The organism is Qipengyuania algicola (genome assembly GCF_042492175.1).
Taxonomy (GTDB): domain Bacteria; phylum Pseudomonadota; class Alphaproteobacteria; order Sphingomonadales; family Sphingomonadaceae; genus CAJXSN01.
In genome coordinates this window covers 840,469-853,265 of sequence record NZ_CP170453.1, presented here as the reverse complement: position 1 = coordinate 853,265, position 12,797 = coordinate 840,469, and the positions used below count along the sequence as shown (strand labels likewise).

The following is a 12,797-nucleotide window of genomic DNA, read 5'->3' as shown; positions in this document are numbered from 1 at the left end:
CGTGAGCCGCGATCCGGGTGATATCGAGGCCGAACGGCATCTGGCCGCGACCAAGAAATTTCTCGCGGACAAGGATCCGATCGTCTGGTTCGTAGTGGCTATGGAAGATGGCCATCACGACGAATACGGGGTTCGGGAATGGGTCAGGCAGCAGTCGCAATACGCGGAAGCCAAGCGCCAAGTTGACGCAGGTGCCGAACCCTGTTGGCCGCCCAATTTCAAGTCTTGGCTGAATACCTCTGTTTACGACTATTACCGGGATACTTACGGGCTCGTGAAAGACCATCCCCGGCCCGGCAGTCCGGAGTTTGACGAATGGTGGAACACGGTGCGCGGCGACCCGGAGAAATACTGGGCAAACGAGCCGGTCATGGGCTATCCCAAGACGATAATCGGCAAGGTCGCTAGATATGCCTTCGCGGCGCTGATGATCGCCTTCATCGTTTGGATGTGCGTGCTCTATGTACGAAGAAAGTCTTAGCAGAGAGGGCGTGTCGGTAAGCGCAGGATCACTGCATCTCGCCATACAGCTCCGCCGCCCACTCCGGCATCTCATCGCCAACCCGCACCACCTGCCCTCCGGCAAACTCTGCCACCAGTTGCGGCGCGTCGTTCAATACCGACGCATCCAGCACTTGCGCGCGGTCGGCCATTAGGACGGCATCGCGGATGAGGGCACCGTTGCGCGCGAAGCGGGCGGCGATCTTTTCGGGCGGGACGGGGTGGCCGCCTTCCTGTGTCCGTTCGGCGACGCGGGCAAGGGCCAAGTCGACCGATTGCAGGCCCAGATGGAACACCACGATCCGGTATCCGGCCGCGCGGGCATCGCGCAGGAGGTCGAGCTTGGAGGGGTGGGAGAACACCGTCTCCATCACGAAGCTGCGGCCTTCACCGATATACTCGCGCCTGCGCTCCTCGGCGATTTCGGCGGCGCGGTAGCTGGCGCTGGGAGAGGGATCGCCCAATTCGTCGCGCTGGATGATGTCGGCATTGACGAAGGGTGCAGCGATTCTCGGGGCGAGCACCGTGTCATAAAAGGTCGATTTGCCTGCGCCGTTCGGCCCGGCAATCAGGAACAGCGTGGGCCGTCCGGCGACAATCGCCATTACGCGCTATCGGCGCTTTCGCGGGTCAGCGCTCCATCGCGCATGCCGGCACCCAGCCCCTTGCGGCGGCGGTCTGCGAAGAAGCGGTCCTGTTCCGGCGTGCCGCTGCGCGAGGCGTCGAACAGCGTGTCGACATAGCTTTCCTGCTCTTCCGCCGTCAGCATATCGGGCGAAAGCTTGCCCGACAGCGCCTCGACAATGCGGGACTGGTCGAAAAAGCGGGATTTCTCTACGCTCATCCCGATCCGCACCCAGTGGCGCACCTGCCCGGCGAGCGAACGGCTCATCATGTCCGCCTCGCGGCCAACCAGCTCCATCAGTTCGTCGTCGAGTTTGATCGTCTTTGCCATGGTGTCAAATTGACACCTTTGCGTGTATTTGTCAAGATTGCGCCATGCAACTCCCCCTAGGCCCAGACCCCCGCACAGAGACGTTGCGCCGTTTGCAGCCGCTGCTGATCCAGCGCTTCGGGCGGATCGAGCGGGCGGCGGCGGAATGGCGAGAGCCGGAATGGGTGCTGGTGCAGGGCGTGATCGGCGCGCGGACCAAATCCGAAGTTTCCAATGCCGCGACGCAAGGCCTGCTGGACCGGCATGGCAGTTGGGAGGCGGCGGCCGCGCTCCCGCTGGAGCAATTGCAGGCCGAGCTCGCCACCCAGACCTATCCCAATGTCGCGGCGGAACGGCTGAAAGCCAGCCTCACTGCGCTTGTCGAGCGGCGCGGGGGCGTGGACCTGTCGCACCTTTCCGAAATGGACACGCTGGCCGCCATGCGCTGGCTGGAGCAGCTGCCCGGCATCGGGCGCAAGATTGCGGCTGGCGTAATGAATGCCAGCACTCTGGACCGGCGCGCAATTGTGCTGGACGGGCACCATACGCGCATTCTCCAGCGCATGGGACTGGTCCCGGCGAAAGCAAACACAGACCGCGCCTTTGAGGCGATCATGCCCGCCATGCCGCCCGAATGGAGCGCCGCCGATTATGACGAGCACCATTTGCTGATGAAGAAGATCGGCCAGAATTACTGTCGCCCGTCCGCGCTGCTGTGCGGCGATTGTCCGGCGCAGGCGCTGTGCCAGACAGGGCGTGGGCGCGTCGTTTAACGTCCGGCCATAGCCTTCGCGCTCAGGATTTCGATCCAGTAGCCATCAGGGTCCTTGATGAAGGCGATGTGGCTCATCATTCCGTCTTCGGGGCGTTTCTGGAACTTCACTCCGTGCTTGTCGAAATGCGCCACCGCTGCCTCCAGATCCGGCACGTCCAGCGCGATATGGCCAAAGCCCTGCGGCTCTGCATTGCCGTCGTGATAGACCGGGCCGTCCTCGTCCTCGGTGCCCCAATTGTGGGTCAGCTCCAGCACGCCCTGACGGCTGAAGACATATTCGGTCGCGTCCGCATCGCCTTCGGGCACTTCATCTTCGCTGGAGGTAAAGCCGAGGAAGTAGAGCGAGAACTCGCCCGCCTCGATATCCGCCTTGCGAAGCAGGGTCATACCCAAAACCTCGCTATAGAAAGCGAGGCTTTTCGACGGGTCCTTCACCCGCAGCATTGTGTGGTTGAGGGTGAAATTGTGCGGATTGGCGGACATGGCGGGCTCCCGTTGAATAGTCTCTGTGGCAACCAACGGCATGGCTCGCGCGTTCCCGAACCATGCTGACCGCTTGCCAAGTAGAGAAAGTGTTCGAGACGCTCGCGGAGGCGATGCCCGGGCGGACGGCGGATGCGAAGGGGCCGAAGGGGCAGCCGGACCCGTTCCGCAGCTGCATCTCCTGCATGCTCAGCGCGCAGTCTCTCGACCGGAACACCGCCAAGGCGACGCGCGCCCTGTTCGCCCTCGCCCGGACGCCGGAGGAGATGCTGGAGCTCGACGACCGCGATGTGGCCGCCGCAATCAAGCCATGCGGGTTGTACAATGTGAAGGCGCGCAACATCCGCAAGTTTTGCGAAGCGCTGCTTGCGGACCATGGCGGCGTCGTGCCCGATACCCGCGCGGGGCTGCTGTCGCTCCCCGGAATCGGGCGCAAATGCGCCGATATCGTGATGAGCTTTGCCTTCGGGCGGGACACGATCGCGGTCGACACCCATGTCCACCGCGTCTGCAACCGCATCGGACTGACCAATGCGAAGAGCGCCGAGCAGACGGCGGCGCAGATCGAAGAGCGCGCGCCCGACTGGGCGATGCGCGACGGGCATTTCTGGCTGATCCAATTCGGCAAGCGGGTGTGCACCGCGCGCAGCCCGAAATGTGAAAGCTGCCCGGTGGCCGATCTTTGCGAGTATTACGCGGCGAACCCTACCAACTGAAACCGGCGTCGATGGCGCGCTGTTCCGCTTCGGTAGTTTTGCGTCCCAACGCCTCGTTGCGATGCGGGAAGCGGCCAAAGCGTTCGATCATCGTGCGGTGCGAGCGCGCGAAATCGAGTGCGCCGGGCACATACTGCCCGAAAACATCCACACACAGGCGCAGGTCGGCGCGGCTTTCGCTGTGCATCAGCGGCATGGCGAGGAACTGGATATGTTCGCGCGGCATCCCCCTATGCCACCCGCGATCCAGCGCATTATGGGTCAGCGTGACGGCCAGATCATCACTGGCAAAGGCCTGCGCCGTGCCGCGAAACAGATTGCGCGGGATCTGGTCGAACAGCAGAATCGCGCCCAGCGTGGTGGAGGGCTCGATCAGGAAAGCATGCGCGTCCTGCCCCCGCAGCCGCTGCCAGTCAGCCGCGAAACGCTGGCGGAGCAAATCGTCAACCCGGTCCGAGCCGCCAAACCAGTCCGCCGGGCCTAGCACCCCAAACCATGTGCGCAGAAGGCGTGTCGCCCAATCCCGCCGGGCCAGAGCCACAAGGCAGGCCTAGCCCGCGTCGTTTGCCGGGACGCGTTTGTAGGGCACAAATCGCGAGAGGATGACGTTCCCGGTGTAATGCCCGCCATACCGGTCCTCTGTCCGGACGATATCGCTGCTGCACAGCCGGGCAAAGCTGCGGGTGGTGACCAGCCTGTCGCGCTTGCGCAGCCGCTCGGCGCCTGCGGGCACATTCACATAGATGGTGCCGCCATAATCGAACACCAGCGCCGTGCCGTGAATGATCTTCATGTTCCGCAAGCCATAGGTCGGCAGGCAGGGTTCGGAGGCGTGGGCTACGCGGTCGCCGAGGATTTTCTGCAGCTTGACCTCGCCCTCTGTGAGCTCGGCCCCTTCCAGATCCGTTTGCTCGGCGTCCGGCGACGCATCCTGAGCCAAAGCGGCATGACCGGCCAATGGCACGCTCATGAAGGCTGCAATCGCAGCAGCAATCATCGGTTTCATGGCGTGTTCTCCTGTTGGGCAAGGCATCGGGGACAGCTTCGACTGCCATCGTGGTGCATAGCACAAATGGGTGAACTGTCCCTGTCAAAAGCGTATGCAGGTCCGGCGCTGCCAAGCCCGCATGCGGAAGCGCCTATCGGTGCCCGGGATCGGCCCCTTCGGAGATGTCTTTCAGCGCCGCCTGATCGACCCCGTCGGCGGGCCCGCCAGAGAGCACAAAGCGCCGGTCGCAATAGCCGCAATCGACATAGCCATGCTCGTCGATTTCCAGATAGATGCGCGGATGACCCAGCGCAGAGGGGCGATAGGCCTCGCCCCCGCGAATGGCGTCGGCCCCGTCGCAATGCACACGGGTTTCAGTGGTTCTGACGATTTCGGGCGGGGCGGTGTTCATAGCGTGCGGCTCATACAAAGCCGCCGAGGCCGAGGCAATGGGCGCGCGTGATCTTACTGATACTCAACCCGCACTTCGAAGGTGCCGGTGTATTCGCCCGGTAGCTGGTTCGGATTGACGTTCAGCGTCCCGCCCAGCCGGAACCGGAACAGACCGTTGGCCGATACGATGCGATACCGCACGAAGCCGTTCCCGCCGATATTGCCATTGATATAGGTAAGGTCGGGGCTGGCATCGAGAGTGATGGTATCGATCAGCATGTCGATGCCGGGGCCGGTAATCGTGATCTCGCTGGGTGTTTTAACCCGAATGATCCGTCCGCTTTCGCCAGCCCCTCCAAAATCGGCTGGCTGGCAGACGCTGCCGACATGGATCACGCCGCTGGCCGTGCAGCCATCGTTGCCCGTCGGATCGAGCACCACCGTGCCTCCGGCCGGTGTGGCAATGACGCCGCCGAAATCGAGATCCCGCAATTTGGTGATTGCCAGCGAGCGAAGCACCGCTGCTGACGTATCCCCGCCTGCTGCATTAGCATTTGCGTTGGCAGAAGTTTGCGCCTGCGCTCCGACCGGTGCAAAAATCGCGAGGGCCGCCAGAGCCAACGCCACTGGTGCGCCAAGCAGAGCACGCCTCACCTTGCGCAAATGCGCAAAGAGGGTGGCCGCGCGAATCGCGGAAATCTGGAGGCGTGGTCCGTCCATGACGCTGCCAATACCTAGGGAGGCGTTAATCGCGTCGCCGCAAACATGGTTACCGGGCTGTTTACCTCTTGGCTTCACCACCGGGCCCTGCAGCGGGGTTTACGCGGGGGCCTGCTGTCGCCAAATGGCGGGCATGGAACAGCAGGCCCAAAGCAGCGACACCAGCAATGCGCACGAAAATGCGCCCGCGATTGCCATCCGCAATCTGGAAAAGACCTATGCCGGGTCCAAAGGCGAGCCGGGCAAGCAAGCGCTGAAGGGCGTCAGCTTCGATGTCCCGCAAGGCGGCGTGTTCGGTCTGCTCGGCCCCAATGGGGCGGGCAAATCGACACTGATCAACATTCTTGCCGGGCTGGTTTCCAAAACGGGGGGCGAGGCGGAAATCTGGGGCTTCGACATTGATGGCCAGCGCCGCAATGCCAGCCGCAGCATCGGGATCGTGCCGCAGGAAATCGTCTTCGATCCGTTTTTCACGCCCTATGAAGTGCTGGAAAATCAAGCGGGTTTCTACGGCATCCCCAAGGCCGACCGGCGCAGCGAGGAATTGCTGGAGGCGGTGCGGCTGGCCGACAAACGCGATGCCTATGCCCGTACTCTGTCAGGGGGCATGAAACGCCGCCTGCTGATTGCCAAGGCGATGGTCCATTCGCCGCCCATTCTGGTGCTCGACGAGCCGACCGCCGGTGTGGACGTGGAACTGCGCAAGCAATTGTGGGAACTGGTGATGCAGCTGAACGCGCAAGGCGTCACCATCGTGCTGACCACCCATTATCTGGAAGAGGCCGAGGAGCTGTGTGACCGCATCGCAATTATCGGCAATGGCGAACTGATCGCCAACAAGCCGACGCAGGAACTGATCGGTATGGCCCGCGAGAAAATCGTGCGGGTGACGGTGGACAAGGAGCTCGCCGCTCCCGTGATGGAAGAAGGCTTCCTGAAAGCCGAGACGATCGACGCACGGACGCTGGAGATCACCTACAATCGCGACGTGATGAGCGCTGGCCAGGTGCTCGCCGTGATCCAGAGCCATGGCTATACGGTTGAAGACGTGACCACCCGCGAGGCCGATCTGGAAGATGTGTTTGTCTCGCTGACAGGCTCGGGGGCCTAGCCGTTATGCTGATGATAGTGGGCACGGTGCGGATGCCGCCGGAAAATCTCAACGAAGCGCGTCTCCCGATGCAGGCGATGATCGAGGCGAGCCTGGAGGAAGACGGGTGCATGGCGTATTCCTACGCCGAGGATGTGATCGACCCCGGCCTGATCCGGGTGATGGAAATATGGCGCGACCGCGAAGTGTTGGACGCCCATTTCGCGTCCGAGCATCTGAGCGAATGGCGCGCCCATTGGGACAGGCTGGGCATCCATGATCGCGATTTGCAGCTGTTCGAAACCGCTGGCGGACAGCCGCTCTAGCGTCTGCCACCTTCTCGGCCTGTGCAGGTCATTCGGAGCGCACGGGTGCCGCACTCCAGCTTTTCGGGCCATCGCGCATCATGGGTGTTCCGCAATGTTTGCAACGCCCGACAAAAGTATGTCCGTTGTGACGCACCTTGTGCCGGTCGGGTTTGTGTTTGCCGAAAATGCAGAAGACTCGGTTCAAAAACATGGGGGCCGCTCCATAAATTCCAGTCATGATCCCCGCAGGCGCTGCGACCCAGCCCGCCGAGGTTTACTCTCCCTAACTCTTCTTATGTTGTCTGATATATCGCAGCGCGCCATGACGGTCCAATGACAATTGCATATGACGTACTGATTATCGGCTCCGGAGCAGCGGGCCTCACTGCGGCGCTCGCCTTGGCGGAGCACAAGCGGGTGCTGGTGCTGGCCAAGGGTTCACTCACCGGTGGTTCCACCGCGTGGGCGCAAGGCGGCATCGCCGCGGTTCTGGATACCGGCGACACGTTTGAAAACCATGTCCGCGATACAATGGTGGCGGGCGCCGGGCTGAACGACCGCGAGACGGTGGAGTTCGTGATCGAGCGCGCGCCGGATTCCATCGACCGGCTGTGTGAGCTGGGCGTGCCGTTCAACCGCGACGCCGATGATCTGCATCTGACGCGCGAGGGCGGGCACAGCCACCGCCGGATCGTCCATGTCGACGATGCGACCGGCTGGGCAGTTCAGGAGGCGCTGCTGAAAGCCGCCGAGGCCAATCCCAATATCACCATGTTGCCGGGCCAGACCTGCGTCGATCTGATCACCAGCCGCAATGCCGAGAAATTCTCCGCCGAGGGCCGCGTATGGGGCGCCTATGCGCTGGACGAGGCGAGCGGCAAGGTGGAGGCGCATATTGCGCGTGCCACTGTGCTGGCGGCTGGCGGTGCGGGCCGGGTCTACCAATTCAGCACCTCTCCGCGCGGCGCGACGGGTGACGGCATCGCGATGGCGTGGCGGGCCGGCGCGCGCATGTCGAACATGGAGATGATGCAGTTCCACCCCACCTGCCTGTACAATCTGGAGGTCAAGAACTTCCTGATTACAGAGGCTGTGCGTGGCGAGGGCGGCCATCTGCTCCACCCGGAAACGGGCCACCGTTTCATGGCCGATTACGATCCCGAGCGGATGGAGCTGGCCCCGCGCGATGTGGTCGCCCGCGCGATCGACGATCAGATCAAACGCTATGGTCTCGATTACGTGCATCTCGATATCAGCCACCAGCCGGCCGAATTCGTGCGCGAGCATTTCCCGACCATCGACGAGAAGCTGTCCGGCCTCGGCATCGACATGACCAAGGAGCCGATCCCGGTGGTGCCCGCGCAGCATTACACTTGTGGCGGGGTGATCGTGGGGCTGGATGCGGCGACCGACCTGCCCGGCCTTTGGGCGGCGGGCGAATGCACCGAAAGCGGGCTGCACGGAGCAAACCGGCTCGCGTCGAATTCCTTGCTGGAATGCTTTGTCTATGGCGAGGCAGCGGCGAAGGATATTCTGGAGCGGTGGGACGAACTGCCACAGCCGCCCGCGATCAAGGGCTGGGACGAAAGCCGGGTGACGGACAGTGACGAGGAGGTCGTGATCAAGCAGAACTGGACCGAAATCCGCCGCTTCATGTGGAACTATGTCGGCATCGTGCGCACCACCAAGCGTCTGGAACGCGCCCGCAACCGCCTGCGCATGCTGGGTCAGGAGATCGAGGATTATTACGGCTCTTTCCGCGTCACCACTGACCTGATCGAGCTACGCAACCTGCATCAGGCGGCAGTCCTGATCGTCGAAAGCGCACTGGAACGCCACGAAAGCCGGGGCCTGCATTACACGCTCGATTATCCGGAAACCGATGAAGTAGCGCGCGATACGGTGTTGGTGCCTTGAAATGGGTGAGCGCTTTGCCGCTCTGGGTCCCCGCTTTCGCGGGGATGACGAGCCCACTTACCGTCATTCCCGCGCACGCGGGAACCTAGGGTGGAGCAGCGCGAGGTCCAACCGGCGGTCTATTTGCTGGCGTCCCAGCGGAACGGCACCCTCTATTGCGGTGTAACATCCAATCTCGTGCAACGCATCGCCCAGCACCGCGCAGGCAATTATTCCGGCTTCACGAAAGAGCATGGAGTCCACCGCCTAGTGTGGTTTGAACTGCACGGGACTATGGAAGACGCCATCACGCGCGAGAAGCGGATCAAGAAGTGGCGCAGGGCTTGGAAGCTCGAACTGATCGAGGCTGAAAACCAGCGCTGGCTTGATTTGGCCGAGCAATTCGGGTTCGAAGCGCTTTGACACTCTGGGTTCCCGCATACGCGGGAATGACGAAGGAACAAAAATGCCCACAACCACAGCCAACAACCTGACCCTCCATTACGATGAGCACGGCGATGCCTCGCATCCGCCGCTCCTGCTGGTCATGGGCCTCGGCGCGCAGATGACGCTTTGGCCGATGGAGCTGGTCGAGGCGCTGGTGGCGCGCGGCTTTCGGGTCATCCGCTTCGACAACCGCGATATCGGGCTGAGCGATAAATTCGACGGGCAGAAGGTGCCGGGCGTCGTGCGCCACATCCTCTTCCGCCGTTTCGGCCTGCGCCCCAAGGTGCCCTATACGCTGGCCGACATGGCCGCCGACGGGGCCGCGCTGCTGGACAGTCTGAAGATCGAGCGCGCGCATGTCGTGGGCGCCAGCATGGGCGGGATGATTGCCCAGCTGATGGCAATCAACCATGCGGACAAGCTGCACAGCCTCACCTCCATCATGTCCACCACCGGCAATCCAAAACTGCCGCAGGCGGAAAAGCCCGCGATCAAGGCGCTGACCACCCCGCCGCCATCGATGGAGGAGGAAGCGCTGGTTGAGCACGGGGTGAAAATCGCCCGCGCCATCGGCAGCCCGGGTTATCCCGCGCCGGAAGACCGCCTGCGCACGCGGGTGCGCAATGGCATCCAGCGCAGCGTCTATCCGCAGGGCCTGCCGCGCCAGATGGCCGCGATCATCGACGATGGCGACCGGCGCGAGCGGCTGAAATCGGTCACCACGCCCACGCTGGTGCTGCATGGCGAGGATGATCCGCTGGTCAAGCTGGAGGGCGGGCAGGACACGGCTGCCGCGATCCCCGGCGCGACGCTGAAGACCTTCCCCGGTTGGGGCCACGATCTGCCGATGGAGCTGGTCGACACCATGGCCGACGCCATTGCCGCGCACGCCCATGCGGCGGCTCCGCCAGTGACTCCGGCCGCACCTGATTCGGCCGCAGTCGCAGCCGAATAGATTCGACGTTCTGGCGGGTTTCAGTGCTGCGCGACGCTACGTCGGCGCACAAAAATTGCTCGCGCCGATTCGATTGATTCAAAAGCCCTTCCGGCCAGTTTTCCCGAATAAAATTTTTGCGCAGATTCATTTTGTGGCTTGCGCATCGCAGAACCCCAGCTTGGTCCACGCGTCGCTGCGTTGCAGCAAGCTAACACACCGCCACATCGGGCCAGCGGGCATGGTAAAAATGCGCTTTACCCTCTTGCGCGCAGAGTCCGTCTGATTCACTATCTAGTGGTTCGCAAGGCTTGCGGACCCCAAACCTAGACGAAAGACCCGCCGAAACGCGGATTCCCGCGCAAAGGGAAGGAGTCTCTCAGGCGGGATGCGGGGTGGCAGCCTGTGGATGATACGGGGGGCAATCTGGGGACGGGAAAATCCGCGTTCGCTTCCTATATGCGAGGGGGTACTCCGGTGCTCGACTCGTGAGAACGAATGTGGAACATACGGACCCTGCGCGACTCGCCGGGCCGGACAAAAAAGGGCGCGAGAGAGTGATGATGGATTTCAAAGCCGGGGATGACAGTGTGACGGGTACGGATGTTCTGGATGATACCGCGACGGAAACAGACAGCACGGCCCGGCCCGCTGCGGATGAAAAGGCACTGACCATGGACAAGACCGATGCCGGCTCCGACGCGCTGACCGCTGCGACTGCAGGCGCCATGGGCGAAGTGGCCAAGGCCGCTGCCTCTGATGCAGCGAAAGACGACAGCAAGAAGGTCAATGACCGCCGCTTTACCATCACAACCGATGCGGAGCGCGACGCGCTGCTGACCGAGTTCGGCAAGGAAACGCTGATCGACCGGTATCTGCTGCCCGGTGAAAGCTTTCAGGATCTGTTCGCCCGCGTGGCCGATGCCTATGCCGACGATCAGGAGCACGCCCAGCGGCTGTATGATTACATCTCCTCGCTGTGGTTCATGCCCGCAACGCCGGTGCTGTCCAATGGCGGCACCAATCGCGGGCTGCCGATCTCGTGCTATCTGAACTCGGTGTCGGACAGCCTCGATGGCATTGTGAACACGTGGAACGAAAATGTCTGGCTGGCGTCGAAGGGCGGCGGCATCGGCACCTATTGGGGCAATGTGCGCGGGATTGGCGAACCGGTCGGCCTGAACGGAAAGACCAGCGGCATCATTCCCTTCGTGCGGGTGATGGACAGCCTGACGCTGGCCATTTCGCAAGGCTCGCTGCGGCGGGGCAGCGCGGCCTGCTATCTCGACATCAGCCACCCGGAAATCGAGGAATTCCTCGAAATCCGCAAGCCCAGCGGCGACTTCAACCGCAAGGCGCTGAACCTGCATCACGGCGTGCTGCTGACCGATGAATTCATGGAAGCGGTACGCGCGGGCGAGGAATTCAACCTGATCTCGCCCAAGACCGGCGAAGTGCGCTCCACTGTCGATGCGCGCAGCCTGTTCCAGAAACTGGTCGAAACGCGCCTCGCCACAGGCGAGCCCTATATCGTGTTCAACGACACGGTGAACCGCATGATGCCCAAGCATCACCGCGAGCTGGGCCTGAAGGTTTCCACCTCCAACCTGTGCAGCGAAATCACGCTGCCCACCGGCATCGACCATCTGGGCAATGACCGCACGGCGGTGTGCTGCCTGTCCTCGCTCAACCTGGAAAAATGGGACGAGTGGAAGGGCGAGAAGGACTTCATCGAGGACGTCATGCGCTTCCTCGACAATGTCCTGCAGGATTATATCGACCGCGCGCCGGACGAAATGGCGCGGGCGAAATATTCCGCCGAGCGCGAGCGCAGCGTGGGGCTGGGCGTCATGGGCTTCCACTCTTTCCTCCAGTCGAAAGACCTGCCGATGGAAGGCCCGATGGCCAAGGCGTGGAACGAGAAGATGTTCAAGCATATCAGCGGCAAGGCGGAAGAAGCCTCGCTGATGCTGGCGAAGGAACGCGGGCCCTGTCCCGATGCCGCCGATATGGGCGCGATGGAGCGGTTCAGCTGCAAAATGGCAATCGCGCCGACCGCGTCGATTTCGATCATCTGCGGCGGCACCAGCGCCTGCATCGAGCCGATCCCGGCCAATATCTACACCCACAAGACGCTGTCGGGCAGCTTCATCGTGAAGAACCCCTATCTGGAGAAAATCCTCCAGAAGAAGAGCAAGGATTCCACCAATGTGTGGAACTCGATCCTGGAGAAGGGTGGCAGCGTCCAGCACCTCGATTTCCTCACTTCAGAGGAAAAGGCGGTGTTCAAGACCAGCTTCGAAATCGACCAGCGCTACCTGCTCGAATTCGCCGCCGACCGCGCGCCCTATATCGATCAGGCACAGTCGCTGAACCTGTTCATCCCGGCCGACGTCGACAAATGGGACCTGCTGATGCTGCACTTCCAGGCATGGGAGAAGGGCATCAAGTCGCTCTACTATCTCCGCTCGAAATCGGTCCAGCGCGCAGGCTTCGCCGGCGGCGTGGAGGCGGACAACACGTCCGACGCCAAAGAAATCGAACTGAAAGCCGAACTGGGCGAACAACAGACCGATTACGAGGAATGTCTGAGCTGCCAGTGATGGGGTTAT

16 protein-coding genes are annotated in these 12,797 nt (G+C 62.4%); 9 read left to right on the top strand and 7 right to left on the bottom strand.

What is annotated here, in order from left to right; translation table 11 throughout:
- The first annotated feature begins 1 nt into the window (after window position 1).
- Complete coding sequence (locus tag ACFCW2_RS04115) at window positions 2–481, top strand: hypothetical protein (protein ID WP_379548360.1); 480 nt, start codon at window positions 2–4, stop codon at window positions 479–481.
- A 28-nt stretch (window positions 482–509) separates the two neighbouring features.
- Here ACFCW2_RS04115 and ACFCW2_RS04110 read toward each other — a convergent pair whose 3' ends face one another.
- Together ACFCW2_RS04110 and ACFCW2_RS04105 are read right to left on the bottom strand one after the other, a co-directional pair.
- Window positions 510–1,106, bottom strand: a complete 597-nt coding sequence (locus ACFCW2_RS04110; protein WP_379548359.1) for a zeta toxin family protein — start codon at window positions 1,104–1,106, stop codon at window positions 510–512.
- Entirely contained in the window at window positions 1,106–1,456 is a 351-nt protein-coding gene (locus ACFCW2_RS04105; RefSeq protein ID WP_379548358.1) for a TA system antitoxin ParD family protein, read from the bottom strand. Before ACFCW2_RS04105 ends, ACFCW2_RS04110 begins: the two co-directional genes overlap by 1 nt.
- 44 nt (window positions 1,457–1,500) lie before the next feature.
- On the opposite strand from ACFCW2_RS04105, the gene ACFCW2_RS04100 reads away from it, so the two are divergent.
- Window positions 1,501–2,208: an endonuclease III domain-containing protein gene (locus ACFCW2_RS04100; protein ID WP_379548357.1), complete on the top strand. Its 708-nt coding sequence runs from the start codon at window positions 1,501–1,503 to the stop codon at window positions 2,206–2,208.
- On the opposite strand, the gene gloA is transcribed toward ACFCW2_RS04100, so the two are convergent.
- Entirely contained in the window at window positions 2,205–2,693 is a 489-nt protein-coding gene (gloA, locus tag ACFCW2_RS04095; protein WP_379548356.1) for a lactoylglutathione lyase, read from the bottom strand. The two genes, ACFCW2_RS04100 and gloA, sit on opposite strands and share 4 nt — an antisense overlap.
- An 89-nt stretch (window positions 2,694–2,782) precedes the next feature.
- Here gloA and ACFCW2_RS04090 point away from each other — a divergent pair, with 89 nt between their 5' ends.
- Window positions 2,783–3,409 (top strand): endonuclease III domain-containing protein, encoded by a 627-nt coding sequence (locus tag ACFCW2_RS04090; protein WP_379548355.1) that lies wholly within the window; start codon window positions 2,783–2,785, stop codon window positions 3,407–3,409.
- Here the strand turns inward: ACFCW2_RS04090 and ACFCW2_RS04085 are convergent.
- The 4 genes from ACFCW2_RS04085 to ACFCW2_RS04070 all read right to left on the bottom strand — a co-directional run bounded on the left by ACFCW2_RS04085 (window position 3,399) and on the right by ACFCW2_RS04070 (window position 5,510).
- The gene (locus ACFCW2_RS04085; RefSeq protein WP_379548354.1) at window positions 3,399–3,896 is read right to left on the bottom strand and encodes a DUF924 family protein; all 498 of its coding nucleotides are present in this window, start codon (window positions 3,894–3,896) and stop codon (window positions 3,399–3,401) included. The two genes, ACFCW2_RS04090 and ACFCW2_RS04085, sit on opposite strands and share 11 nt — an antisense overlap.
- 63 nt (window positions 3,897–3,959) lie before the next feature.
- Window positions 3,960–4,415, bottom strand: a complete 456-nt coding sequence (locus ACFCW2_RS04080) for a hypothetical protein (RefSeq protein WP_379548353.1) — start codon at window positions 4,413–4,415, stop codon at window positions 3,960–3,962.
- A gap of 133 nt (window positions 4,416–4,548) precedes the next feature.
- A complete protein-coding gene (locus tag ACFCW2_RS04075; RefSeq protein WP_379548352.1) occupies window positions 4,549–4,809 on the bottom strand; it encodes a zinc-finger domain-containing protein in 261 nt (86 codons plus the stop codon).
- A 53-nt stretch (window positions 4,810–4,862) separates the two neighbouring features.
- The gene (locus ACFCW2_RS04070) at window positions 4,863–5,510 is read right to left on the bottom strand and encodes a DUF4402 domain-containing protein (RefSeq protein ID WP_379548351.1); all 648 of its coding nucleotides are present in this window, start codon (window positions 5,508–5,510) and stop codon (window positions 4,863–4,865) included.
- A 124-nt stretch (window positions 5,511–5,634) separates the two neighbouring features.
- Between ACFCW2_RS04070 and ACFCW2_RS04065 the strand changes: the two genes are divergently transcribed.
- From ACFCW2_RS04065 to ACFCW2_RS04040, 6 genes are all read left to right on the top strand, one after another.
- On the top strand, window positions 5,635–6,621 hold the full coding sequence (locus ACFCW2_RS04065; RefSeq protein ID WP_379548350.1) for an ABC transporter ATP-binding protein: 987 nt from the start codon (window positions 5,635–5,637) through the stop codon (window positions 6,619–6,621).
- A gap of 5 nt (window positions 6,622–6,626) precedes the next feature.
- Window positions 6,627–6,926: a putative quinol monooxygenase gene (locus tag ACFCW2_RS04060; protein WP_379548349.1), complete on the top strand. Its 300-nt coding sequence runs from the start codon at window positions 6,627–6,629 to the stop codon at window positions 6,924–6,926.
- Window positions 6,927–7,241: 315 nt separating this feature from the next.
- The gene (gene nadB / locus ACFCW2_RS04055; RefSeq protein WP_379548348.1) at window positions 7,242–8,825 is read left to right on the top strand and encodes an L-aspartate oxidase; all 1,584 of its coding nucleotides are present in this window, start codon (window positions 7,242–7,244) and stop codon (window positions 8,823–8,825) included.
- Window positions 8,826–8,915: 90 nt separating this feature from the next.
- Window positions 8,916–9,227, top strand: a complete 312-nt coding sequence (locus ACFCW2_RS04050; RefSeq protein WP_379548347.1) for a GIY-YIG nuclease family protein — start codon at window positions 8,916–8,918, stop codon at window positions 9,225–9,227.
- A 43-nt stretch (window positions 9,228–9,270) separates the two neighbouring features.
- Complete coding sequence (locus ACFCW2_RS04045) at window positions 9,271–10,206, top strand: alpha/beta fold hydrolase (protein ID WP_379548346.1); 936 nt, start codon at window positions 9,271–9,273, stop codon at window positions 10,204–10,206.
- Window positions 10,207–10,748: 542 nt separating this feature from the next.
- Window positions 10,749–12,788: a ribonucleoside-diphosphate reductase subunit alpha gene (locus ACFCW2_RS04040; protein WP_425589491.1), complete on the top strand. Its 2,040-nt coding sequence runs from the start codon at window positions 10,749–10,751 to the stop codon at window positions 12,786–12,788.
- The last annotated feature ends 9 nt before the right edge of the window (window positions 12,789–12,797 follow it).